Source organism: Mycobacterium sp. 1482292.6, assembly GCF_001672995.1.
GTDB classification, from domain to species: Bacteria; Actinomycetota; Actinomycetes; order Mycobacteriales; family Mycobacteriaceae; genus Mycobacterium; species Mycobacterium europaeum_A.
Genome location: NZ_LZKV01000071.1, coordinates 16144 through 40500, shown reverse-complemented (window position 1 = coordinate 40500; position 24357 = coordinate 16144). Strand labels below are relative to the sequence as shown.

The 24357-nt window shown below is 70.3% G+C and carries 24 protein-coding genes and 1 pseudogene; 14 read left to right on the top strand and 11 right to left on the bottom strand.

Going from position 1 to position 24357, the window contains the following annotated elements; translation table 11 throughout:
- The 3 genes from A5624_RS28080 to A5624_RS06810 all read right to left on the bottom strand — a co-directional run.
- Positions 1–221 (bottom strand): hypothetical protein (locus tag A5624_RS28080; protein ID WP_156748880.1); only part of this gene is annotated, 221 nt, incomplete at its 3' end.
- Between the two features lie 9 nt (positions 222–230).
- The gene (locus tag A5624_RS06815) at positions 231–728 is read right to left on the bottom strand and encodes an SRPBCC family protein (protein ID WP_066863564.1); all 498 of its coding nucleotides are present in this window, start codon (positions 726–728) and stop codon (positions 231–233) included.
- 9 nt (positions 729–737) lie between these two features.
- On the bottom strand, positions 738–1637 hold the full coding sequence (locus A5624_RS06810) for an oxidoreductase (RefSeq protein ID WP_197498168.1): 900 nt from the start codon (positions 1635–1637) through the stop codon (positions 738–740).
- A 65-nt stretch (positions 1638–1702) separates the two neighbouring features.
- Here A5624_RS06810 and aspS point away from each other — a divergent pair, with 65 nt between their 5' ends.
- Positions 1703–3469 carry an aspartate--tRNA ligase gene (gene aspS, locus A5624_RS06805; RefSeq protein ID WP_066863558.1) on the top strand — a complete coding sequence of 589 codons (1767 nt, stop codon included), beginning with the start codon at positions 1703–1705 and terminating at the stop codon, positions 3467–3469.
- A gap of 6 nt (positions 3470–3475) precedes the next feature.
- Here the strand turns inward: aspS and A5624_RS06800 are convergent, their stop codons facing one another.
- Positions 3476–3676: a hypothetical protein gene (locus A5624_RS06800; protein ID WP_066863554.1), complete on the bottom strand. Its 201-nt coding sequence runs from the start codon at positions 3674–3676 to the stop codon at positions 3476–3478.
- A gap of 161 nt (positions 3677–3837) precedes the next feature.
- On the opposite strand from A5624_RS06800, the gene A5624_RS06795 reads away from it, so the two are divergent.
- From A5624_RS06795 to A5624_RS06785, 3 genes are all read left to right on the top strand, one after another.
- Positions 3838–4512 (top strand): 2OG-Fe dioxygenase family protein, encoded by a 675-nt coding sequence (locus A5624_RS06795; protein ID WP_066863574.1) that lies wholly within the window; start codon positions 3838–3840, stop codon positions 4510–4512.
- A gap of 104 nt (positions 4513–4616) precedes the next feature.
- Positions 4617–5060 (top strand): nitroreductase family deazaflavin-dependent oxidoreductase, encoded by a 444-nt coding sequence (locus tag A5624_RS06790; protein ID WP_066863551.1) that lies wholly within the window; start codon positions 4617–4619, stop codon positions 5058–5060.
- A 3-nt stretch (positions 5061–5063) separates the two neighbouring features.
- Positions 5064–6131 (top strand): aromatic acid exporter family protein, encoded by a 1068-nt coding sequence (locus A5624_RS06785; RefSeq protein ID WP_066863548.1) that lies wholly within the window; start codon positions 5064–5066, stop codon positions 6129–6131.
- Positions 6132–6136: 5 nt separating this feature from the next.
- Here the strand turns inward: A5624_RS06785 and A5624_RS06780 are convergent, their stop codons facing one another.
- Positions 6137–6526, bottom strand: coding sequence for an MmcQ/YjbR family DNA-binding protein (locus tag A5624_RS06780; protein ID WP_066863545.1), 390 nt, complete (start codon positions 6524–6526; stop codon positions 6137–6139).
- A 97-nt stretch (positions 6527–6623) separates the two neighbouring features.
- Here A5624_RS06780 and A5624_RS06775 point away from each other — a divergent pair, with 97 nt between their 5' ends.
- The gene (locus tag A5624_RS06775; protein WP_082990508.1) at positions 6624–7595 is read left to right on the top strand and encodes a transglutaminase family protein; all 972 of its coding nucleotides are present in this window, start codon (positions 6624–6626) and stop codon (positions 7593–7595) included.
- Positions 7588–8643 (top strand): putative zinc-binding metallopeptidase, encoded by a 1056-nt coding sequence (locus tag A5624_RS06770; protein WP_066863539.1) that lies wholly within the window; start codon positions 7588–7590, stop codon positions 8641–8643. The genes A5624_RS06775 and A5624_RS06770 overlap by 8 nt, the downstream gene beginning before the upstream one ends.
- Positions 8644–8660: 17 nt before the next feature.
- Here the strand turns inward: A5624_RS06770 and A5624_RS06765 are convergent, their stop codons facing one another.
- Positions 8661–11276, bottom strand: a complete 2616-nt coding sequence (locus A5624_RS06765) for a circularly permuted type 2 ATP-grasp protein (RefSeq protein ID WP_156748882.1) — start codon at positions 11274–11276, stop codon at positions 8661–8663.
- Positions 11277–11466: 190 nt separating this feature from the next.
- Entirely contained in the window at positions 11467–12138 is a 672-nt protein-coding gene (locus A5624_RS06760; RefSeq protein ID WP_066863534.1) for a hypothetical protein, read from the bottom strand.
- Positions 12139–12285: 147 nt separating this feature from the next.
- On the opposite strand from A5624_RS06760, the gene A5624_RS06755 reads away from it, so the two are divergent.
- Entirely contained in the window at positions 12286–13656 is a 1371-nt protein-coding gene (locus A5624_RS06755) for a replication-associated recombination protein A (RefSeq protein WP_066863530.1), read from the top strand.
- Positions 13653–13988, top strand: coding sequence for a hypothetical protein (locus A5624_RS06750; RefSeq protein ID WP_066863527.1), 336 nt, complete (start codon positions 13653–13655; stop codon positions 13986–13988). The genes A5624_RS06755 and A5624_RS06750 overlap by 4 nt, the downstream gene beginning before the upstream one ends.
- Before the next feature lie 19 nt (positions 13989–14007).
- Here the strand turns inward: A5624_RS06750 and A5624_RS06745 are convergent, their stop codons facing one another.
- The gene (locus A5624_RS06745; RefSeq protein ID WP_066863523.1) at positions 14008–14631 is read right to left on the bottom strand and encodes a hypothetical protein; all 624 of its coding nucleotides are present in this window, start codon (positions 14629–14631) and stop codon (positions 14008–14010) included.
- 177 nt (positions 14632–14808) lie between these two features.
- On the opposite strand from A5624_RS06745, the gene A5624_RS06740 reads away from it, so the two are divergent.
- The 6 genes and pseudogenes from A5624_RS06740 (at position 14809) to A5624_RS06715 (ending at position 21032) form a co-directional block, all read left to right on the top strand.
- Entirely contained in the window at positions 14809–15198 is a 390-nt protein-coding gene (locus tag A5624_RS06740; RefSeq protein ID WP_197497906.1) for a secondary thiamine-phosphate synthase enzyme YjbQ, read from the top strand.
- Between the two features lie 129 nt (positions 15199–15327).
- A complete protein-coding gene (gene alaS, locus A5624_RS06735; RefSeq protein WP_066863516.1) occupies positions 15328–18030 on the top strand; it encodes an alanine--tRNA ligase in 2703 nt (900 codons plus the stop codon).
- Positions 18031–18536: pseudogene (gene ruvX / locus A5624_RS06730) on the top strand (Holliday junction resolvase RuvX).
- Complete coding sequence (gene mltG / locus A5624_RS06725; RefSeq protein ID WP_066863513.1) at positions 18529–19776, top strand: endolytic transglycosylase MltG; 1248 nt, start codon at positions 18529–18531, stop codon at positions 19774–19776. Before ruvX ends, mltG begins: the two are co-directional and overlap by 8 nt.
- Positions 19751–20590, top strand: a complete 840-nt coding sequence (locus tag A5624_RS06720; RefSeq protein ID WP_066863510.1) for a shikimate dehydrogenase — start codon at positions 19751–19753, stop codon at positions 20588–20590. Before mltG ends, A5624_RS06720 begins: the two co-directional genes overlap by 26 nt.
- Positions 20591–20600: 10 nt before the next feature.
- The gene (locus tag A5624_RS06715) at positions 20601–21032 is read left to right on the top strand and encodes an A24 family peptidase (RefSeq protein WP_066863507.1); all 432 of its coding nucleotides are present in this window, start codon (positions 20601–20603) and stop codon (positions 21030–21032) included.
- 5 nt (positions 21033–21037) lie between these two features.
- On the opposite strand, the gene A5624_RS06710 is transcribed toward A5624_RS06715, so the two are convergent.
- From A5624_RS06710 to A5624_RS06700, 3 genes are read right to left on the bottom strand one after another with little or no spacing between them, the layout of a single operon-like run.
- Positions 21038–22123: an LLM class flavin-dependent oxidoreductase gene (locus tag A5624_RS06710; protein ID WP_066863504.1), complete on the bottom strand. Its 1086-nt coding sequence runs from the start codon at positions 22121–22123 to the stop codon at positions 21038–21040.
- Positions 22124–22144: 21 nt separating this feature from the next.
- Positions 22145–23389 (bottom strand): NtaA/DmoA family FMN-dependent monooxygenase, encoded by a 1245-nt coding sequence (locus A5624_RS06705; protein WP_066863571.1) that lies wholly within the window; start codon positions 23387–23389, stop codon positions 22145–22147.
- A gap of 35 nt (positions 23390–23424) precedes the next feature.
- Positions 23425–24351: a luciferase gene (locus tag A5624_RS06700; RefSeq protein WP_066863501.1), complete on the bottom strand. Its 927-nt coding sequence runs from the start codon at positions 24349–24351 to the stop codon at positions 23425–23427.
- Positions 24352–24357: the final 6 nt, after the last annotated feature.

The window sequence follows — 24357 nt, the reverse complement described above, 5'->3', positions numbered from 1 at the left end:
CGCCGGTCTTGCACTGGCTCAGGTCGAATCCGGGCGCCGAGTACCCGCCGGTGTTGGTCTGCGGGGAGTTCATGACGGTCGGGGGTGGCGGCCTGGGGCTGCTCATTCTCATCGGGGCGCTGTTTTTGGGCGTCGACCCCGGCCGCGTCATGAACTCCCCGCAGACCACCGGACGACGACGCGGTGCTGGTGTCGATCTGCATGCCCTCGTTGAAGGTCACGACGCTCTCCTAACGTTGCCGGGTCGCAAGGGAGTCGGTGTAGCTGCGCAGGTTTCGCAGATAGCGGCGCAGGGCCAGGTTCAGCAGCGGCCCCACCACGACCATCGCCGGCTTCACCGGGCCGGCCGGCTTCTGGGCCATGGTCCACGTCAGCCGGCAGCCGCCCGGGATGACCTGCACCCGGTAATCCTCGGCGAAGGCCGCCACGGACCGGGTGGAGCATTCGTTGAATCGAAACGCCATGTGCGTGAACGGTTCCCAGGCGAGGAATTCCTCGTTGCCGACGATGCCGCCGCGCATCTCGACGACGCGGGTGGTCCCCACCCCGCGCGGCTCCGGGCTGGTCCAGGTCACCTTCGTGATCACCTTCGCCCACCGCGGCCAGGACCCGGCGTCGGAGAGCACCTCGAAAAGCTGCTCGGGGGTGATGGCCAGGTCGACGCTGTTGCTGAAGACGAACGGTGCCGAGTCGATGAAGTTCAGATCCACGCGCTCGCAGGGGAACATGAAATCAATCTAGCCGGGGCCGTCGCTGGCCGCGGCCAGTAAGGGCACTATCACGTCGCTGATCGGCGTGGCCAGGCCGTGGGCCCGGCCCTTGCGGATGATCACGCCGTTGCGGATGTCCCATTCCATCCGCCGCTGATGTTCGGCGTCGGTCAGGATCGAGGTGCTCATGTCCTCGGCGACGTTGCGGAACATGTCCACCAACTCGTCGACCACGCCGTCGGCCAGCCGGGCGCCCTCGGCCCGCGCGACGGCCAGGCATTCGGCGACGTAGCGGCGCGCCAAGGCGGCGACGTCGTCGCGGCGGAACATCCCGGACCGCCTGCGCGCCAGTGCCATGAAGCCGGCCAGGGCATTGGTGAGCAGCTTGTGCCAGGCCGCGGTGATGATATCGGGGTCGCAGTCCACCCGGCACCCGGCGTCGCGCAGCAGCTCGGCGACGGCCTCCGCCGACGGCCCGCTGGGCAGCACCAGGGCCGGTTCGGTGCGCAACCGCACCCAGCCTTCGGGCTGCATCTGGGCCGAGTACCACACGATCCCGGGGATGACGGGCGATTGGGGGCACAGCGGCTGCACCTGTTCGACCTGCTCCACACCGTTTTGCAGCACCACGACGATGGTGTGGACGTCGCACAGCCGGGCCAGCCAGCCGCCCGCCGCCTCGGTCTGGGTGGCCTTGACGGCCAGCAACACGACGTCCACCGGCCCGGTCACCTCGGCCGGATCGGTGTGCACGGGACCCGGCACGACGATCGGGTCGGCGCCGTCGGGTCGCACTTCGATCACGTCGCGCGGGGTGCGCCCGCACACGATGACGGAGTGGCCGGCCCGATGTAGCAGGGCGGCGGCCGTCGTGCCGACGGCGCCGGGACCGACCAGGGCGATGTTGGTAGCAGCGTCTGTGGCGATGCCACCGAAATTACCTCCTTTAGACTGGGCACTCGTTCTGGCCAGGTGAAGAGGAGGAGTCTTTTGTGCTGCGCAGTCATGCCGCGGGTTCGCTGAGGAATAGCGACGCCGGGCAGCAGGTGACGCTGGCGGGCTGGGTGGCCCGCCGCCGCGACCACGGAGGCGTCATCTTCATCGATCTGCGCGACGCCTCGGGGATCGCCCAGGTGGTGTTCCGCGCCGAGGACGTGCTGGCCCAGGCGCACCGGTTGCGCGCCGAGTTCTGCGTCGCGGTCTCCGGTGTGGTCGAGATCCGCCCGGAGGGCAACGCCAACCCCGAGATCGCCACCGGTGACATCGAGGTCAACGCCACGTCGCTGACGGTGCTGGGGGAGAGCGCGCCGCTGCCATTCCAGCTCGACGAGCCCGCCGGCGAGGAGCTGCGGCTCAAGTATCGCTATCTGGACCTGCGCCGCGACGGGCCGGCCGAGGCAATCCGGTTGCGCTCCAAAGTGAATGCCGCGGCGCGGTCGGTGCTCGCCCAGCATGACTTCGTCGAGATCGAAACCCCGACGATCACCCGCTCGACCCCCGAAGGCGCGCGCGACTTCCTGGTGCCGGCCCGCCTGCACCCCGGCTCGTTCTACGCCCTGCCGCAGAGTCCGCAGCTGTTCAAGCAGTTGCTGATGGTGGCCGGCATGGAGCGCTACTACCAGATCGCCCGCTGCTACCGCGACGAGGATTTCCGCGCCGACCGCCAGCCGGAGTTCACCCAGCTCGACATGGAGATGAGCTTCGTCGACGCCGAGGACATCATCGCCATCTCCGAGGAGATCCTGTCCGCGCTGTGGGCGTTGATCGGGTATGAGATTCCCAGACCCATCCCACGGATCAGCTACGCCGACGCGATGCGGCGATTCGGCTCCGACAAGCCCGACCTGCGCTTCGGCCTCGAGCTGGTCGACTGCACAGAGTTCTTCAAAGACACCACATTTCGCGTCTTCCAGGCCCCATACGTCGGTGCGGTGGTGATGCCCGGTGGGGCATCACAGCCGCGGCGCACGCTGGACGGCTGGCAGGAGTGGGCCAAACAGCGCGGTCACCGCGGACTGGCCTACGTGCTGATCGCCGACGACGGCACGCTGGGGGGTCCGGTCGCCAAGAACCTGTCCGACGCCGAACGTGACGGCCTGGCCGCCCACGTCGGGGCCAAGCCGGGCGACTGCGTCTTCTTCTCGGCCGGTCCGCCGAAGCCGTCGCGGGCGCTGCTGGGGGCCGCGCGCGGCGAGATCGCCCACCGGCTGGGCATGATCGACGCGGACGCCTGGGCGTTCGTCTGGGTGGTGGACCCGCCGCTGTTCGAGCCGGCCGACGACGCGACCGCCGCGGGTGACGTGGCCGTCGGCTCGGGGGCGTGGACCGCCGTGCATCACGCGTTCACCTCGCCGAAGCCCGGCCACGAGGGCGACATCGAGACCGATACCGGCAACGTGCTCGCCGACGCGTACGACATCGTCTGCAACGGCAACGAGATCGGCGGCGGGTCGATTCGTATCCACCGCCGCGACATCCAGGAACGGGTGTTCGCGGTGATGGGCCTGGACCACGCCGAGGCCCAGGAGAAGTTCGGATTCCTGTTGGAGGCGTTCACCTTTGGTGCGCCCCCGCACGGCGGCATCGCGTTCGGCTGGGACCGGATCAACGCGCTGCTGTCCGGCGTCGACTCGATCCGCGAGGTCATCGCCTTCCCGAAGACCGGCGGCGGCGTCGACCCGCTCACCGAGGCGCCCGCGCCGATCACCGCGCAGCAGCGCAAGGAGTCCGGGATAGACGCCAAGCCCGGGCGCGGTTAGCGGCGCCTATACCACTCGGTAGGTGTAAGACCACTCCACGTCTTGGCCGCCAGCCGGGCTGCTGTCACCGAGTTCCAGATCGGACACCCGGTGGCCCCGCCTCACCTTGTGTTGCGCCTTCTGCATCGCCAGCGCGCGCACGTGGTTCGCGTCCATGCGTTGCGGCACGGTGATTTTGTCGCTGCGCACCTCGGGTTGATCGGCCATGCTGCATATCCTGCCCGAGATGCGCCCGGCCCGGCAGCGTTACCCCGCAGGCGAGCGGGTTTGCGGCTCGCCCGGTGCGGTATCCCCGCGCGGTGACCCGCATTCTTTCCGTGCAGCGGGCGAACGCCGACCCGGTGGCCGCCGCGGCCCAGCAGGTTGCCATGGCCGGAGCCGCGCTGCTGCCCGCCGTCGAGGTGAAGCGAAGCCTGGGTGCGGGGCGTGAGGACTGGAAGCGGTTCGCCCGGCACTGGGAACGGCTGGCGCCCGACGCGTACGCGGCGGAGTTGGGGGTGCGGCGGCTGCGTCGCTACGGCCAGTACTCGTTTCGTGACGGGGCGCTGCGCCCCATTCCCGAGCACACGTTCGTGCAGCCGGAGGACTCCAACCCCCTCTACGTCGGCAGGCAGCGCGAGTTTGAGCCGCTGACGGCCGCGTTCGCCGGGGATCCCTTGCTGTACAAGGTGATCGGGCTACTGTCCCGGGTCGCGTCGGCCCTGGACGACGTCGTGAACTGGAACGTCAAGGTGCATCCGTTTCGCACCCTGTCCTCGATGGAGCAGGGCGGGCGCCCGACGCCCGAGGGCATGCACCGCGACGGCGTCACCCTGGTCAGCTCCCTGCTGGTGGGGCGGCGCAACGCCAGCGGCGGCGAGAGCACGGTGTGCGACGCCGACGGCCGAGAGCTGCTGGTGACGACGCTGGCCGATCCCGGCGCGTTGCTGCTGGGCGACGACCGTCGCACCCTGCACGGAGTGTCCCCGATCCGGCCGATCGACGGCTCGATGCCGGCCCAGCGCGATGTCCTGGTGATCACCTTTGCCTCGGCCTGGCCGTGAGGTCGCCGTTTCATCGGCGGCTTTCAGCCGCCGTCAAAACCCATTACCGTGTCCGGGTGTTTGTCGAGCGGAATAGACGCCGAGCCGGGCAAGGTTGACCGGGCATGACTCAAACCCCTGACGCCGAGAACGTCAACGCATTCAACAAGAGCATCATCGACGAATTCCGGGCCAACGACGGCAAGGTCGGCGGCCAGTTCGAGGGCGCCAGCCTGCTGTTGCTGCACACCACCGGCGCCAAGTCGGGCCAGCCCCGGGTGTCGCCGCTGGCCTATTTCGAGATCGACGGCAAGCTCATCATCATCGGCTCCTTCGCCGGCGCGCCCAAGGACCCGGCCTGGGTGCACAACCTACGGGCCAACCCCCAGGCGCGGGTCGAGGTCGGCGCTCCGCAGGGGGTGCAAGCGTTCGACGTGACCGCGCGCGAGTTGCCCGCCGACGAGCGCGCCGCGCTCTTCGACAAGGTCACCGCCGTCGCGCCGGGCTTCGCCGAGTACCAGGCCAAGACCAGCCGGGTGATCCCGCTGTTCGAGTTAATCCGGACCTAGCCGGTGGGCACTTCGCGACCGGCGGCGCCCTCGTTGGTTGCCGCGGTCGCGCGTGCCGGCAGTAAGCGGCTGCGGACGGTCTGGTTCAACCTGGTGCAGACCGCGGTGGCCGCGGGCCTGTCCTGGTATTTAGCCCACGACGTCCTGCAGCACCCGCAGCCGTTCTTCGCGCCGATCGCCGCCGCGGTGTCGTTGTCGACCAGCAACGTGCTCCGGGCGCAGCGCGCCATCCAGATGATGATCGGGGTGACCCTGGGCATCGGGGTGGGCTCGCTGGTGCAGGGCCTGCTCGGGCCGGGGGACGTGCCCATCGGGGTCGCCGCCGTGGTGGCGCTGGGCGCCGCGGTGTTCATCGGGGGCGGCTTCATCGGGCACGGGATGATGTTCGCCAACCAGACGGTGGTGTCGGCGATCCTGGTGCTGGCGCTGTACCGCGGCGGCGTCGGGTTTGAACGTATCTTCGACGCGCTGATCGGTGGTGCGGTGGCCATCGTCTTCGCCGTCCTGCTGTTCCCCGCAGACCCGCGCAAGGTGCTGCGCAACGCGCGCGTCGGGGTGCTCGGCGTGCTGCACGACGTAATGGCGCGGGCGGCGGACGTCGCCGCCGGACGCAAGGCGCCGCCGCCGGATTGGCCGCTGGCGGCCGTCGACCGGGTGCACGAACAGCTCAGCGGGCTGCTCGAGGCGCGCACCACCGCGCGCCACGTCGTCACCATCGCGCCGCGGCGCTGGGGGCTGCGGGAGGCGATCTCGGCGGCCGACCATCAGGCCGTGCACGTGGCGCTGTTGGCCGGTTCGGTGCTCCAGCTGGTCCGCGCCGTCGCACCCGGTGAAGACGGCGGGCGCGAGCGCCTGCCGCAGTCCGTGCACACCGTGCTGGTGGTGCTGGCGGCGGCGACCGCGCTGGCCGATCCCGACCCCGCGGGCGCGTGCGCGTACACGGCCTCGGCGCGCCACCACGCCGCGCAACTGCAATCCGGGGCGCGGGAGAAGACGCAGGTGATCCTCGCGGACGTCGTCAGCGCCTGCGTCGATGACCTGCAACGGGTCATCGACCTTCGAACCGTGTGAGCGATTCAGCGCGAGTCGGCCAGGAACTCCTGGACCAACTTGCGCGGGGCCTGGGTCAGCCACGCCTCGGTGATCAGGTCCTCGAGGTCGCGCACCGAGATCTCGGCCAGGTTGACCAGCACCGCGGGATAGCCGTCGAAATGCGGGGTGGTGAAGTAGATCCGCGGTTCGTCGTCGATCAGCGCGAACTTCACGCCCTCGTCGGACACCCGGACACCGAGGATGTCGCCCTGTGGGGATGGGAGACCGTTGCGTTCCAGCGCCTCACGCTCCGACGGCCGCAGCGGCCGCTCCCAGGCCAGCAACTTCTTGCCGACCCGCCAGTCGTGCGGTGACGGCTCGGAGGTGAGTGCCAGCTCACCAACGATGCGGGCGACCTCGCCCCACGTGGCCACAACACGATTGTGCTCCCGTTTTGGCGTGAGTGCCGCCGGATCGGCAAACGGCGGCCGACCGCGCGGTTGCGGACCCCACGCGAGCGGCCGGCATGTGATGAGATCAGCGGTGGACAGGAGGACGCGCTTGCCAGCAGAACCAGGCGGACACGGCGGCGGGGCCGCCCGCCGTCATCGGGTGACCCACCGCACCGAGTACCGCTACTCCGACGTCGTGACCAGCTCTTACGGTCGCGGATTCCTCACCCCGCGCGACTCGCTGCGGCAGCGCTGCGTCGCGCACCGGCTGATGATCGAGCCGGCCCCCGGCGACAGCTCCACCAGCGAGGACAGCTACGGCAACGTCAGCTCCTACTTCCATGTCACCGAGCCGCACCGCGCCCTGAAGGTGACCAGCGATTCGATCGTCGACGTCTACCCGCCCGGCCCGGACCTGTACGGCGCCGGGCCGGCGGCCCAACCGTGGGAATCGGCCCGTCCGGTCGGACGCAGCGGGGCGCTGGCGACCGAGTTCACCCTGGACCTGAATCCGCCCGAGATCACCGACGAGATCCGCGACTACGCGGCGGCCAGTTTCACCCCCGGCCGTCCCTTGATCGAGGTGCTGCGGGATCTGACGTCGCGCATCTTCACCGACTTCACCTACCGGTCGGGATCGACGACGATTTCCACCGGAGTCAAAGAGGTTCTGGCCGCCCGGGAAGGGGTATGTCAAGACTTTGCCAGGCTGGCGATCGCCTGCCTGCGAGCCAACGGTCTGGCGGCCAGTTACGTTTCCGGATACCTGGCCACCGACGCGCCACCCGGAAAGGATCGAATGATCGGCATCGACGCCACCCACGCCTGGGCGGCGGTGTGGACACCGCAGCAGGCAGGCCAATTCGAGTGGCTGGGGCTTGATCCCACCAACGACCAGATGGTCGACGAGCGCTACATCGTCGTGGGCCGGGGACGCGACTACGCCGACGTCCCGCCGCTGCGGGGGATCATCTATACCAACTCAGAACACAGCGTGATCGACGTCGCCGTCGACGTGGTGCCTTTCGAAGGTGATGTGCTTTATGCGTGATTTCCACTGCCCCAACTGCGGTCAGCGTCTGGCATTCGAGAATTCGGCGTGCCTGTCGTGCGGCAGCGCACTGGGCTTCTCCCTCAACCAGATGGCACTGCTGGTGATCGCCCGGGGCAACGAAGGCGAGCACGCCGGCGCCGTGGACGCCGACGAGTACCAGCTGTGCGGCAACCTGCATCTGGCCGAGTGCAATTGGCTGGTGCCGAAGAACAACTACGGCCGGCTGTGCGAGTCGTGCTCGCTGACCACGGTGCGCCCCAACGACGCCGACACCGCCGGGCTGGCCGAGTTCGCCCGGGCCGAGGCGGCCAAGCGCCGGCTGATCGTCGAGTTGCACGAGCTGAAGCTGCCGATCATCGGCCGCGACGAGGATCCGCAGCAGGGCCTGGCGTTTCATCTGCTGTCCAGCGCCAAGGAGAAGGTGATGACCGGACACGACAACGGCGTCATCACACTGGATTTGGCCGAAGGCGACGACGTGCACCGCGAGCAGCTGCGGGTCGAGATGGACGAGCCCTACCGCACCCTGCTCGGGCACTTCCGCCACGAGATCGGGCACTACTACTTCTACCGCTTGATCGCCCCGTCGAGCGACTACCTGGCGCAGTTCAACGAGCTGTTCGGCGATCCCGACGCCGACTACCAGGCGGCGCTGGACCGCCACTACAGCGACGGCCCGCCGCAGGGATGGCAGGACGACTTCGTGTCGTCGTATGCGACCATGCATCCCGCCGAGGACTGGGCCGAGACGTTCGCCCACTACCTGCACATCCGCGACGCGCTGGACACCTCGGCGTGGTGCGGATTCGCACCGGCGACGGCGACCTTCGACCGGCCGGTCTTGGGGCCCAGCGCTTTTCAGACGATCATCGACATGTGGCTGCCGTTGTCGTGGTCGCTGAACATGGTGAACCGTTCGATGGGCCACGACGACCTCTACCCGTTCGTGCTGCCGGCCGCGGTGCTCGAGAAGATGAAGTTCATCCACACCGTGATCGACGAGATCACCTCGGAGGCCAGGGGACCCGCGGCGATCGCCGGCTAGGCCGCATGGCCGTCCGGCTAGGCCGGCATCGCCCGGCGTACGCCGGGACCCCACAGTGGTTGCATGCCACCGGGCAGCGTGAGCTGGGTGGTGGTGATGACCTCGGCCAGGTTGCGCAGCTCGACATGCACCGCATCGAGCAGCTCCGCCAACTCGGCGCGGCGGCCGTCGTCGCTGACCCGTTCCAGCTCGGCGGGATGGGACCGCCGCAGCAGCGTGCCGATCTCATCCACCAGCCGTTCCGGGCGCGACGAGCCCGAGGAGCCGGGCAGGTCCTTGAGGTTGATCCGCAACCGCTCCACCTGGTACAGCAGCGACCGCGGGTTCTGCGCGTCGAACAGCATCAGTTCGGCCATAGCGGCAACGCTGACCTTGCCCACCGTGCGGCGCCGATAGATGACCGAGGACTCGCACGCCACCAGGGTGGACTCGATGATGGTTTGTTCGGCCGCGGCGCCGCGGACCACGGTCAGGGTGGCCCCCAGCAGCGCCGTCAGCCACAGCCCGCGTTCGATCCGCTTGCCGATGTCCATCATCGTCCAGCCCACGTCGCGCACCATCGACTCGTTGGCCACCCCCGACAGCGTCAGCATGCCGGCCAGCGTCTGAGTCTGCGCCCCGGTAAGCAGCGCGTCGGCCTCCGAAAGCGATTGCGGCGGTTCGCTTTTCAGCGCCAGCGCGCGCTCCACGCCGGCCAGCACCATCCAGGTGTCGTTGGACATCTGGTCGCGCACCGCCCGCGCCGCCAGCGCCAGACCCTCCACCGATTGCACCAGGGAGCCGGGCCGGTGCGGATCGACGGTGAGCGACCACAGCGTGGACGGGGCGATGGCGATCATCTCGGCGTGGTCGCCGTCGCTGTCGGCCGCGATGTCGGTGCCGGTGATGCGGCCCAGCGCCGTCATCAGCACCGGCACGCATTCGCTTTCCTCGCTCTGCTGATGGTGGCGGTAGACGTGGAACCGGTCGCGGGCGACGATGAGCAGCCGCGCCATGCTTTCCGCGCGCTCACCGTAACGGCCGATCCAGAACAGGTCGGACAACACGCGTGGCGAGCTGACGGCCCAGGTGCCCGCGGCCGTCTTCGCCGGTGCCTCCGGCGTCGGAAGGCTGATCGCCTCGGCGCGTGCCCGCTCGGTGGGCCGCACCCAGACATCCTTCGCCGCAGAGGTTTTCAAGACATACGCGGCCGGCCCGGGGGCCAGCACATAACCGATGCCGCCGATCATCGGCGCGTAACCACCCCGCTGGGCGACGGTGAACAGCCGGATGCCGACGCCCGCCGACGACAGCACGCCGGCGTGGTCGGTGGGCGCGGATGAGAACTGCGGCAGCTCCTGGCCGATCCACTGCCAGGGCATCGCCTCGATGCGCGCGCCCAACCGGCTCAGCTGGTGTGACGAAAGCGCCGGGCCGACAAGGGTTTCCGCGCCGACCGTGGACTTCACCAACAACGACGACAGCTTGCCCAGCAGGTGTGAGCGTTCACTGGCGATGCCGCCCCAATAGACCTGCGCGGTGGGCAGCTGCAGGGTTTCGGCCAGCAGGTGCTCGGCCATGGCGGGCAGAAAGCGCAGTAGCCCAGGGTTTTCCAGGATCCCGCTGCCCAGGGTGTTGACCACGGTCACCGTCCCGCGGTGCTGCGCCTCCACCAGACCGGCCACCCCGAGCCGGGAGTCGGCGCGCAGGTCCAGCGGATCCGTGTAGTCGGCGTCGACCCGGCGGAGCACCACGTCGACGCGTTTCAAGGTGCCCAGCGAGCGCATCCACAACATGCCGTCGCGCACCACCAGGTCGGCGCTTTCCACCATCGGGAAACCCAGCAGGGTGGCCAGATAGGCCTGATCGAACGCGGTCTCGGAGTAGATGCCCGGCGACAGCACCACCACCACGGGGTCCTGGGCGTCATCGGGTGCGGCGTCGATCAGCGCCAGCCGCAGCGCCTGGGCGAACGGTGTCGTGGGCCGCGGCGCGATTCGTTCGTAGAGGTCGGGAATCGAGTGCGCGACGACGCGCCGGTCGGCCAGCGCGTACCCGGCGCCGGACGGGGCCTGGGTGCGGTCGCCGTTGACCATGAAGGCGCCGTCCGGTCGTCGGCTGACATCGCAGGCGTGCATGAAAAGCTGGTGACGGCCCGGGATTTCGATGCCGTTGGCCGCGCGCACGTAGCCGGGATGACCGAACAGCAGTTCCGGGGGCAGCACGCCCTCGGTGAGCAGGCTGCGCGGCCCGTACAGGTCGGCCAGCACCGCGTCGAGCACCCGGGACCGCTGCAGCAGGCCGGCCTCGAGCACCTCCCAGTCGGCCGCGGACAGCACGATCGGCAGGGTGTCCAGCTGCCAGGGTCTGGGCTCTAGGGCCCGGCCGCCGGGCTCGACGTCGGTGTAGGTGATGCCGTCGTTGTCGATCAGGTCGCGCACCACCGAGCGCAGCCGGTCCAGCCCGGCGCGGCCACGCTCGGCGATGGCGTCGGCCAGTTCGCCCCACGCCGGGCGGACGTTGCCGTCCCCGTCGACGAATTCGTCGTAGCCGCTCGCCGGGCCGTGCCGCAGGTCGAACAGCGCTTGCTGGGCGCGCGCGGCGCGGTAGCCGGCCAGCAGCCGGTCGGCGTCATAGCGTGCGGTGCCCGCCATCGAGCCGGGTCCAGCCGGTGCGCCGGTGCCGAATGTCATGTCGGCAAAGGCCAATCAAAGGTGTGGCCGGAGGGGAGCCCCAGCGCCACTTTGATGTTCATAATCGCCGATCCCATCACACGCGCCGACCCGGCGCAGCGCACCGCAAACGCGGCGAGCGCGGCCGTAATCGAAAGACCTGCGCGCGGCGCTAGGCCGGCGCGGGCCCGGGCGGCGGACCGGACTGGTATCCCGCCTGCTGCACCGGGACCACATGTCCGCCGGATAGCTTGCGGTAGGCGTAGATCCCGAACAGGGAGGCGACCGGGGCCGCCACCAGCAGGCCGACGCCGCACACCAGGAAGCCCACCAAGAACAGCGCCACCTCGACCAGCCAGACCAGCAGGGCGTTGCCGAAGTTCGCTGTGACGGTGGAGAAGCTGGAGGTGAGGGCCTTGATCGGCTGCTCGGACCGGTCGATGGCGTAGGGGATGGTGAATTGGGCAAAGATCCCCAGGATCAGCCCGGGCAGGAAGCACAACGCCGAGGCGATCGAGGTGAGGATGCCGACCAGCAGCGCGGCCAGAAACACCGTGCCGAAGTTGCGCGGCTTGAAGAAGGACCCGATGGACACCGGCCGTCCGTCGGCCAGATCCAGGCAGCCGGACAGGAAAGCGGACTGGGCGAACGCCCCCACCAGGTAGGCGACCAGATAGCCGAGGATGAGCAGCGCCAGCCCACCGCCGTTGAGGTTCGCAGTGAAGGTGAAGTAGTCGTCGTCGGAGCTGTTCGTGGTGGAACCCACGCTTTGACTCAGGCCGACCAGGGCGGACGCGATGCCGAACAGCACCCCGTAGACGAGAGCCGAAACGATCAGCGCCACAGGGTTTTTGGTGAATGCGTTCCAGGCCCAGCCGAACGCGTCACCGACGCTGAACGCGGGCCGGGGCGGCGCCCCGTAGCCGGGTGGGGGCCCGTAGCCGGGGCCGGCTGCGTGCCTGGGCCGGCGCGGGCGTCGGCCGGTCGTGGTATGCCTGAAGCCGTGTCCGACGGTCTGTTTGACCTACCCGGCGCGTCGCAGCCAACCGATCACGGGCTGGGCGTGTCGGGCGGCGCCCCCCTGGCGGTGCGGATGCGTCCGGCATCGCTGGACGAGGTGGTCGGGCAGGACCATCTGCTGGCGCCCGGGTCCCCGCTGCGCCGCCTGGTCGAGGGCTCGGGCGTGGCATCGGCCATCCTGTACGGGCCCCCCGGCAGCGGCAAGACGACGCTGGCCGCGCTGATCTCGCAGGCGACCGGCCGCCGGTTCGAGGCGCTGTCGGCCCTGTCGGCCGGTGTCAAAGACGTTCGGGCGGTGATCGATACCGCGCGCCGGGCGCTGCTGTCCGGCGAGCAGACGGTGCTGTTCATCGACGAGGTGCACCGGTTCTCCAAGACCCAGCAGGACGCGCTGCTGTCGGCCGTGGAGAACCGGGTGGTGCTGCTGGTCGCGGCGACCACCGAGAACCCCAGCTTCTCGGTGGTGGCGCCGCTGCTGTCCCGCTCGCTGATCCTGCAGTTGCGGCCGCTGAGCGCCGACGACATCCGCGCGGTGGTGCAGCGCGCGATCGACGACCCGCGCGGGCTGGGCGGTCAGATCGCCGTCGCCCCCGAGGCCGTCGACCTGCTGGTGCGGCTGGCCGCCGGCGACGCCCGGCGCGCGCTGACGGCGCTGGAGGTCGCCGCCGAAACTGTGCGGGCGGCCGAACCCGGTGGCGAGTTGACCGTCGCCGCCGTCGAGCAGTCCCTGGACGAGGCCGCGGTGCGCTACGACCGGGACGGCGACCAGCACTACGACGTCATCAGCGCCTTCATCAAGTCGATCCGCGGCTCCGACGTCGACGCCGCGCTGCACTACCTGGCCCGCATGCTGGTCGCCGGGGAAGACCCGCGGTTCGTCGCGCGCCGGCTGATGATCCTGGCCAGCGAGGACATCGGCATGGCCGACTCGACCGCGCTGCAGGTGGCGGTCGCGGCCGCGCAGACCGTCGCGCTGATCGGCATGCCCGAGGCGCAGCTCACCCTGGCGCACTGCACGGTCTATCTGGCCACCGCGCCGAAGTCGAACGCGGTCACCACGGCGCTGGGTGCGGCGATGAGCGACATCAGGGCCGGCAAGGCCGGACTGGTTCCGCCGCACCTGCGCGACGGGCACTATTCGGGCGCCGCCGGGCTGGGCAACGCGCAGGGCTACAAGTACTCGCATGATCACCCGGATGGCGTTGTCGCGCAACAGTATCCACCCGACGAGCTGGTCGGTGTCGACTACTACCGCCCCACCGGCCGCGGCGGTGAACGCGAAATGACCGGCCGGCTGGACCGATTGCGCGCGATCATCCGCAACAAGAGGGGACGGTCATGAAGGTCTTCACCGACGAGGAGATGGGCCGGCTGCTGCCCACCGCCAAGCCCTACAGCGTCGTCATCCTCAAGCGCGGCCCCAGGTTCGGCGACGAGTCGTCGGTCGGCGTGATCTGGGAGCACGGCCGGCGCAATTTCGGGCTGCGCGACGACGGGGTGCTCGCGGTGGTCCTGCCGGTCAGCGACGAGTCCGACGTCTGCGGCGTCGGAGTCTTCGCCGCGACGGTCGACGAGACCACCGGGATCATGAGCGAGGACCCCGGGGTCGCCGCGGGCGTCTTCACCTACGAGGTGCACGCCTGCCGCGGGTTCCCCGGCGACGCCTTGCCCTAGGCCCAGCCTGATTGCCCGGCTAGACCAGCTCGGGCACCCGCAGGTGGGCGATGGCCAGCTCGAACTCGGCCACGTCGATCACCTCGGCGCCCAGCTCGCGCACCCGCCTGCTGCGCAGTTCGCTGGCCCGGTCGCGGTTGCGGGCCATCGCCTCCATCGAGTCGAACGTGGAGCAGGTGACCGCCCGGCGGCACGCGGGGTGGTCGACGAGCAGGCTGGCGCTGCAGAACCCGTCGAGGTCCTCCAGCTCGGGCAGCACCGAGGACCGGTAGAAGTCCAGCGACCGGGTGAGCTGATCCGGCACCACCTTGAGCCAGGTGGCGCGCACGCACGCACCCTGTCGGGACGGGTGGTCGCGGTGCAGCAGGGCGATGTCCCATTCCTCGATCCGCGCGCTGCCGTCGAACATCAGCGCGGCCCGGTCACGGATGGGCGCGATCCGCTCGGCGCTGCCGCGCATCGCCTCGATGGTCTCCCACGAGCTGGTCGCAATGCAGGTGCCGGATTGCCGGTCGACCAACAGCGACAGCCCCACGCACCCGTCGATCTCGGTGAGGGCGGGCATGACGACGTCGCGAACGTGCGCAATTCCGATGTCGACCGACAGGGGTTGCGCCTGGATGGTGGTGGAACGTGCGTACACGGTCGACCCCTCTCTGTGTCGGGGCTTGACAACTAACGGGACCCGGTGGCGCCACCGGTCCCACCAGTTACCTTCCTCCTGCCGGTTGCGTGCCGCAATGCCCAACTGTGGCCGCGCTCACAAACGATTGGCTGGTCGCGACGGTCGGGCCGTAGGCTTGTCCGAGTGCATACCGATGTGTTGGACGTGGACACCTCGCGCCGCCGCATCGTCGATCTCACCGAAGCGGTGCGCGGGTTCTGCTGGTCGCGCGGGGACGGCCTGTGCAACGTGTTCGTCCCGCACGCCACGGCGGGGGTGGCCATCATCGAGACGGGTGCCGGTTCCGACGACGACCTGGTCGACACGCTGGAACGGCTGCTGCCGCGCGACGACCGGTACCGGCACTCGCACGGCTCCCCGGGCCACGGCGCCGACCATGTGATGCCGGCGCTCGTCGCGCCGTCGGTGACGGTGCCGGTCTCGGGCGGGGAGCCGATGCTGGGCACGTGGCAAAGCATCGTCCTGGTCGACCTGAACCGGGACAACCCCCAACGCTCGGTCCGGCTGAGCTTTCTGGAGGGTTAGCGGCCGGACGCCCGGCGCGCCGGGGCAGGTACTGTGAGCGGTCGAAATGCGTCGTTAGATGGGCTTCTCACACCCGGCGAATAGGCTGGGAGCCAGACGTCGAAGTAACGGAAAGAAGCGGGCTGGAAAGTGCAGACACACGAGATCAGGAAGCGGTTTCTTGATCATTTCGTGAAGGCGGGCCACACCGAGGTGCCGAGCGCATCGGTGATCCTCGACGACCCCAACCTGCTGTTCGTCAACGCGGGCATGGTGCAGTTCGTGCCCTACTTCCTGGGCGCGCGCACTCCCGAGTACTCGACCGCCACCAGCATCCAAAAGTGCATCCGCACGCCCGATATCGACGAGGTCGGTATCACCACCCGACACAACACGTTCTTTCAGATGGCGGGCAACTTCTCGTTCGGCGACTATTTCAAGCGCCGCGCCATCGAGCTGGCCTGGACCCTGCTGACCAACAGCGTCGAGCAGGGCGGCTACGGCCTGGATCCCGAACGCATCTGGACGACGGTCTTTTTCGACGACGACGAGGCCGTGCAGCTGTGGCAGGAGATCGCCGGCCTGCCCTCCGATCGCATCCAGCGCCGCGGCATGGAAGACAACTACTGGTCGATGGGCATCCCCGGCCCGTGCGGCCCGTCCTCGGAGATCTACTACGACCGCGGGCCGGAGTTCGGCATCGAGGGCGGCCCGATCGCCAACGAGGACCGCTACATCGAGATCTGGAATCTCGTGTTCATGCAGAACGAGCGCGGCGAGGGCACCGGCAAGGCCGACTTCGAGATCCTGGGGCCGTTGCCGCGCAAGAACATTGACACCGGCATGGGCGTGGAGCGGGTCGCGTTCATCCTGCAGGGCGTGCACAACGTCTACGAGACCGACCTGCTGCGCCCGGTCATCGACACCGCCGCCGCCCGGGCGCCCCGCGGGTATGACGTGGGCAACCACGACGACGACGTGCGCTACCGGGTGATCGCCGACCACAGCCGCACCGCCGCCATCCTGATCGGCGACGGCGTCACGCCCGGCAACGACGGCCGCGGCTACGTGCTGCGCCGGCTGCTGCGCCGGGTGATCCGCTCGGCCAGGCTGCTCGACATCGAGGGGCCCATCGTCGGCGACCTGATGGCCACGGTGCGCGACGCGATGGGGCCGTCGTACCCCGAGCTGGTCGCCGACTTCGACCGGATCCGGCGCATCGCCGTCGCCGAGGAGACCGCGTTCAACCGCACGCTGGCGGCGGGCTCGAAGCTGTTCGACGAGGTGGCCGGCACCACCAAATCCTCTGGCGCGAAGTCGATTTCGGGCGCGGACGCCTTCACCTTGCACGACACCTACGGATTCCCGATCGAGCTCACGCTGGAGATGGCGTCGGAGGCCGGCCTGCACGTGGACGAGGTCGGCTTCCGGGAACTGATGGCCGAGCAGCGCCGGCGCGCCAAGGCCGACGCCGCCGCGCGCAAACACGCCCACGCCGACCTGACCGCCTACCGCGAGCTGGTCGACGCCGGGCCGACCGAGTTCACCGGATTTGACGAATTGACTTCCGAGGCAAGGATTCTGGGCATCTTCGTGGACGGCAAGCGGGTTCCGGTGGTCACCCACGGCACCGAGGGGGCCGACCGCGTCGAACTGGTGCTGGATCGCACGCCGCTGTACGCCGAGGCCGGCGGCCAGATCGCCGACGAGGGCACCATCAGCGGAACGGGCGCCGGCGAGACCGCCCGCGCCGCGGTCACCGATGTGCAGAAGATCGCCAAAACCCTGTGGGTGCACCGGGTCAACGTCGAGTCCGGCGAGTTCGTCGAGGGCGACACCGTCGTCGCGGCGGTCGACCCGCAGTGGCGCCGCGGCGCCACCCAGGGCCACTCCGGCACCCACATGGTGCACGCGGCACTGCGACAGGTGCTGGGCCCCAACGCCATTCAGGCCGGCTCGCTCAACCGCCCCGGCTATTTGCGGTTCGACTTCAACTGGCAGGGGCCGCTGTCCGAAGAGCAGCGCACTCAGGTCGAAGAGGTGACCAACCAGGCCGTGCAGGCCGACTTCGAGGTGCACACGTTCACCGAGCAGCTGGAGAAGGCCAAGGCGATGGGCGCGATGGCCATGTTCGGCGAGGCCTACCCCGACGAGGTGCGCGTGGTGGAGATCGGCGGCCCCTTCTCGCTGGAGCTCTGCGGTGGAACCCACGTGCACAACTCGGCGCAGATCGGGCCGGTGACCATCCTGGGCGAATCCTCGGTCGGTTCCGGGGTGCGCCGGGTGGAGGCCTACGTCGGGCTGGAGTCGTTCCGGCACCTGGCCAAGGAACGCGCGTTGATGGCGGGGCTGGCGTCGACGCTGAAGGTGCCCTCCGACGAGGTGCCCGCCCGGGTGGCCAACCTGGTGGAGCGCCTCAAGGCGGCGGAAAAGGAACTCGAACGCGCCCGGCTGGCCGGCGCCCGGGCCGCCGCGACCAACGCCGCGGCGGGCGCGGAGCGCATCGGTAACGTCCGGGTGGTGGCGCAACGGATGTCCGGCGGGATGACGGCGGGCGATCTGCGCTCCCTGGTCGGCGACATCCGCGGCAAGCTGGGCAGCGATCCCGCGGTGGTCGCGCTGATCGCCGAGGGCGAGGGCGGGTCGGTGCCCTACGCCGTCGCTGCCAATCCGGCCGCCCAGGACCTGGGGCTTCGCGCCAACGACCTGGTCAAGCAGCTCGCGGCGACCGTCGACGGCCGCGGCGGTGGCAAGGCGGACCTGGCGCAGGGATCCGGCAAGGATCCGGCGGGCATCGACGCAGCGCTCGACGCGGTACGGTCCGAGATCGCCGTGATAGCGCGGGTCGATTGAGTGGTCTTGACACAGCACCGCTCGCCTGACCGGCCCGGCGATCCTCACCAGGACCCCGGCCGGGGACGACGGCTCGGCATCGACGTGGGCAGCGTGCGCATCGGCGTGGCCTGCAGCGACCCCGACGCCATCCTGGCCACCCCGGTGGAGACCGTGCGCCGCGACCGCAACGGCAAGCACCTGCGGCGGCTGGCCGCGCTGGTCGCCGAATACGAAGCCGTCGAGGTGGTGGTCGGATTGCCGCGCACGCTGGCCGATCGCACCGGCCCGTGGCCCTCGACGCGATCGAGGTGGCCGACGCGTTGGCCCAGCGCATCGCCCCGGTGCCGGTGCGGTTGGCCGACGAGCGGCTGACTACCGTGGCCGCCCAGCGCTCGCTGCGCGCGGCCGGGATGCGGGCCAAAGAACAGCGTGCGGTGATCGATCAGGCCGCGGCGGTGGCGATCCTGCAGAGTTGGCTGGATCAGCGCCGCGCGGCGGTGGCGGGGGAGCTCAGCGATGGTTGACAGCGCACGGCGGGAACGGGCCGAGCCCGAGGCGGTGGGCGCGCCGTCGGGGCGCAGGTCGAGCCGGGTCGCCCGAAAGGCCGAGCGGGGCCGCCGGCGGCGGCGCTTCGCCGGCAAGGTCGCGCTGGCGATCTTCGTCGTGGTGGTGCTCGCCGGCGTCTTCGCGGGCGGCAAGCTGTGGCACACGTTGTTCGGGCCCGGCGACGACTACACCGGCAGCGGCAAGCGGGACCTGGTGATTCAGGTCCAGGCCGGTGACTCGACCACCAACATCGGTGAGACGCTGCAAAAACAGCAGGTCATCAAGACGGTGCGGGCGTTCGTCAACGCCGCGCACGGCAACAGCGCCATCAACGCGATCCAGCCGGGTTTCTACCGGCTGCGCACCGAGATCCCGGCCGCCAACGCCGTCGCGCGGCTGACCGACCCGAAGAGCCGGGTGGGCCGGCTGGTCATCCCCGAAGGCCGTCAGCTCGACGACACCACCGACATGAAGACCAACGTGGTGACGCCGGGAATCCTGACGCTGATCTCGCGCGCCACCTGCGTCGACCTGGACGGGGACACCCGCTGCGTCCCGGTGGAGGGCCTGCGGGCCGCCGCCACCAACAGTTCTCCCTTGGCGTTGGCGGTGCCGGCATGGGCCACCGAACCCGTCGGTGAACTCGGCAAGGACCACCGCCGCATCGAGGGGCTGATCGGGCCGGGCACCTTCAACATCGATCCGTCCGCGTCGCCCGAGGCCATCCTGGCCACCCTGATCGGCGCCGGCGCCGAGGAGTACGTCAAGTCCGGGCTGGTGGACACCGCCCAGGCCATGGGCCTGTCGCCCTACGACATCCTGGTGGTGGCGTCGCTGGTGCAGCAGGAGTCCAACTCCCAGGACTTCGCCAAGGTGGCGCAGGTCATCTACAACCGGCTGCACGCCCACCACACGCTCGAGTTCGACTCGTCGGTCAACTACCCGCTGGACCGCCGCGAGGTGGCCACCAGCGACGCCGACCGGGCCCAGAAGACGCCGTGGAACACCTATGTGTCGCAGGGCCTGCCGGCCACCGCGATCTGTTCGCCCGGCACCGACGCGCTCAACGCCGCCGAGCACCCGCAGCCCGGTGACTGGCTGTACTTCGTCACCATCGACGCGCAGGGCACGACGCTGTTCACCCGCGACTATCAACAACACCTGGCCAACATCGAGCTGGCTAAGCACAACGGTGTCCTCGACAGCACCCCCCGCTAGCCCGGCGCCGCGCAAGGCGGCCGTGCTCGGCAAGCCGATCGCCCACTCGAAGTCCCCGCAGTTGCACCTGGCGGCCTACCGCGCGCTGGGCCTGGATGACTGGACCTACGAGCGCATCGAGTGCGACGCCGAGCAGCTGCCCGGCGTGGTGGGCGGCCTCGGGCCGGAATGGGTCGGGCTGTCGGTGACCATGCCCGGCAAGTTCGCCGCCCTGCGCTTCGCCGACGAGCGGACCGAGCGGGCGCGGCGGGTGGGCTCGGCCAACACCCTGGTCCGCACGCCGACCGGCTGGCGGGCCGACAACACCGACATCGACGGCGTCAGTGGGGCGTTGGCGTCAACAGGTGGGGCCTCTGGATGGGCGCTGGTCTGTGGATCGGGCGGCACGGCTCCGGCGGCCGTCGCCGGCCTGGCCCAACTGGGCGTCGCCGGCGTCACCGTGGTGGCCCGCAACCCCGGCAAGGCGGCCCGGCTGGTCGAGCTGGGCGGCGAACTGGGTGTGCCGACCCGGTTCTGCGACCTGGACGGCGGGGGGCTGGCCGACGAGGTGGCGGGCGCCGAGGTGCTGGTCAGCACCATCCCGGCGGACGTGGCCGCGCGCTATGCCGGCACCTTCGGACGCATCGGCGTGCTGCTGGACGCCGTCTATGACCCGTGGCCCACGCCGCTGGCCGCCGCGGTGAGCGCCGCCGGTGGCCGGGTGATCAGTGGTCTGCAGATGCTGCTGCACCAGGCCTTCGCGCAGGTGGAACAGTTCACCGGGCGGCCCGCGCCGCGCGAGGCCATGACTTGCGCGGTGGCCGCACCGGATTAGCCTGCCGCGCATGCGAATTGCGGCGGCGTGTCTGGTGCTGGCCTGGCTGGCGGCGTTGAGCGGCTATGACATCCGGGAGCGCCGGCTGCCCAACGCGCTGACGCTGACCGGGGCCGCGACGATTCTGGCGGCCGCCGCCCTGGCCGGCCGCGGCGCGCCGGCGGCGGCCGGAACCGTCGCGCTGACCGCGATCTACCTCGCCGTGCACTGCGCGTCGCGGGGCGCAATGGGCGCCGGTGACGTCAAGCTGGCCCTCGGCCTGGGCGCGTTGACCGGGTGCTTCGGCGTGGGCGCATGGTTCCTGGCGGCGCTGGCGGCGCCGCTGCTGACCGCGGCGTTGGGGATGGCGGCCCGGCTTCCGGGCGACGGCACGGCCACGGTGCCGCACGGGCCGTCGATGTGTCTGGCCAGCGCGGCGGGCGTCGGGCTGGCGCTGCTCTGAGGCGGTCAGTTCGGGACGGTGGTGGGGCGCAGCAGCGGCAACAACTGCTCGCCGAGCCGGACCGTCTCCGACTTGTACGGGGTGTCCGACAACACGAAGTGGGTGACCCCGAGGTCGGCGTATTTGCGCAGCGCGGCGGCGACCTCGACGGCCGACCCGACCAGCCACGTCGTCCCGGCGCCCTCGCCGCCGTATTTGCTCGGCGTCGTATACAGGCAGGAATCCAGCACTTCTCCCCGCCCGGCGAGATCGGTCAGCCGCCGCTGGCCCGCGGACCCCGCCGGGTCGTGCAGCAGCATCATCGTGGGCGTGCCGGCCAGCTTGGCGACCTTCGCCTCGGCGTCGCGCCAGGCCTCCTCGGACGTGTCGCGCACCAGGGTGGTGACACGCAGGCCGAACTCCAGTGGCGCGTGCTCGCGACCGAGCTTGTCGGACAACGACTTCAGCCTGTCGATGCGTTCGGCGATGCCGTCCAGCGGCTCGCCCCAGAACAGTTGGACATCGGCATCGGTCGCGGCGACCTGCTCGGCGGCCTCCGACGCCCCACCGAAGTAGAGCTTGGGGTGCCGGCCTTCGTCCGCACCGGTCGGGCGCGGCTGCAGCGTCGAGTGTTCGACACGGTAGAACTCGCCGCGGAAGGTGACGTCGTCCTCGCTCCACAACCGGCGGACCAGGCGGATGAATTCGCGGGTGCGGTCGTAGCGGCGCGCCTTGTCGACCTCCGGGTCGCCGTAGGCGGCCAGGTCATCGGCCCCGCTGACGACGTTGACCAGCAGCCGGCCGTTGTTGAGCCGATCCAGCGTTGCCGCCGCACTGGCGAAATGCGCCGGGTGCCAATACCCCGGGCGGACCGCCACCAGTGGCGCGAAGTTGGTGGTGCGCGCGGCGATCGCCGTCGCCACCGTGAACGTGTCCGGCCGGCCCCAGCCGGTGCCGATCAGCGCGCCTTCCCAGCCGTGTTGCTCGGCGCGGAGCGCCAGGTCGACCGAATAGTCCAGGCTTCCCCAGCCGTCGACGGTGTCATCGCCTCGATGGCCCGGCTCGACGGTATTCGGTATGTACCAGAGAAATTGACCCTTCTCGGCGGGCACGGTGCACCTTCTTTCCTGGGTTCACGCCGCGGCGACGTGTCGGTCGCCGGTGAGCCGTTCGCGCAGCGTCTTGTCCGTGTACGAGGTGCGGAAAAGGCCGCGGGACCGCAGAATCGGCACCACCTCGTCGACGAAGACCTCCAGACCGTCGGGGAAGACGTCGGGCATCAGGTTGAAGCCGTCGGCGGCACCGGCGCAGAACCACCGCTCGATGGTGTCGGCCACGTCGACCGGCGTTCCCACGATAACCCGGTGGCCCGAGCCGCTGAACTCGCGCAGGGTCTGCCGCAGCGTCAGCCCGCGGCTGGTCACCAGGCGCACCACCGATTCCCGAAAGCCCAGCGAGCCAACGAACTTCGACGGATCCGGCACCGCCCCCAGCAGCCGCGCGGGAATCGGTTCGTCCGGCGGAAGTCCCGACAGGTCCGCCCCGAGGGTCTGTGACAGCCGCTCGACGTCGTGGCCGGCGGGCAGCAGCGCGTTCTGCTCGTCGTAGCGCCGCTGGGCTTCGGCGCGGCTGCTGCCGATGGTGGTGATGAGTCCGGGCAGGATGCGCACCGCGTCGGGGCCGCGGCCGTGCGCGGCGGCGACGTCCTTGACGTAGCGGTAGTGCTCGATGCCGGCCTCCAGGTCGAGTTCCGCGCTGAACACCGCGTCCGCGACGCGCCCGGCCAGGTCGCGGCCCTGCGGCGAGCCGCCGGCCTGCACCAGCAGCGGATGCCGTTGCGGGGACGGGCCCTGCGGCAACGAGCCGGTGACGCTGAAGAATTCGCCCCGGTGGTCGATGCCGCCCGCACCGGCCGCGGCGTCGCGCCACAGGGCCAGCACCACGTCGACGAACTCCGCGGCGCGCCGGTATCGGGTTTGCCGGTCGGGAAGGTCGGCGAGGCCGAAGTTGCCGCCGGCCGCCTCGGAATAGGTGGTGACGACATTCCAGCCGAGCCGCCCCCCGCTGAGGTGATCGAGGCTGAGCAACCGGTGCGCCAGCTCCACCGGGTCGTTGAACGTCGAGGACAACGTCCCAATGAGTCCGAGATGCTCCGTCTCCGCCGCAATGGCGGCCAGGATCACGCTCGGCTCCAGGGCCTGCGACGGGCGCAGGGCGGGGTGATCGCGCAACGCGGGTCCGTCGGCCAGGAACAGCGCGTCCAGCGTTCCGCGCTCGGCGATCTCGGCCATCCGCACGTAGTAGCCGGGGTCGGTGAACGCGGTGGGCGCCTCGGCCGATCGCCGCCACGATGCGGTGTGAATGCCCAGGTTCAACACGTTGACATTGAGCGTCAGCCGGCGCTGGTGGCCGCTCACAGGCGGGCTCCCGCATTCGGGGCGCCGTCGAAGGCGCGGCGATGTGCCGACAGGTCGGGGCCGGCGGGTTCGGAAAGCCGGAGCCGTTGTCGCGGCGTGCCGGCGCCGGGCGTGGCCAGCACGCCGCGGCGTTGCGCCGCGGCGACCACATCGTCGAGCACCGCCGGCAGGGAGTCAGGGGTGACCCGCAGCAGCACGCCGCGCGCGCCCGGCGTGGCCGCCACCCGATCCAGCGCCGCATGGCCGACCGACCGCACCCGGACGACCGCGCCATCCGGGGCCGGGTCGCCGTCCTCGACGACGACCACGTCGGCGTTCGCGGTGGCGACACCGCCCCGCTGCCACACCGGCGGGTCGCCGTGCGGCGAACCGGGCACGTTGAGCGGCCCGGTGATGCGATAGGCGCCGTGCACGTCGGCGCGCCGAATCTGTGCGGTGTCGGCGAAAACGCCGGTCGCGCGGTCGCCCACCACCGACGCATACGGCCACGTGCGCCACAGCGTCCGCACCGCCTCGATCGCCGCCGCGGTGTGCGCCGGGCCGAGGGCGGCGCCGGTCCAGGTGTCGGCGACGGCGTCAAGCCCGATGCGCCGGTCGGCATCGAGGGCGAACCAGCCGACGCGCCCGGGCGCCGCATGCTCGACCGACAGCAGCCGGCGGGCCAGGTTATAGGGGTGGTCGCGATGCACGGACGCGGCCACCACCAGGCCCAGCGTGGTGCTGTGCCGGGCCGCGACGGTGGCGACCAGCGAGGCGTCCAGGGCGACGGCGTCGGACGGTTCGGAGCGGTCGGCGCCGATCACCCAGTAGTGCACACCGGCGGATTCCAGGCGATGTGCCAGCCCGGCGACGCCGCACGCCGGCGACTGGCCGCCGGTCCCATCGCCGGCGACCTCGATCCCGACGGACAGCGTGGCAGGCATGAGTCA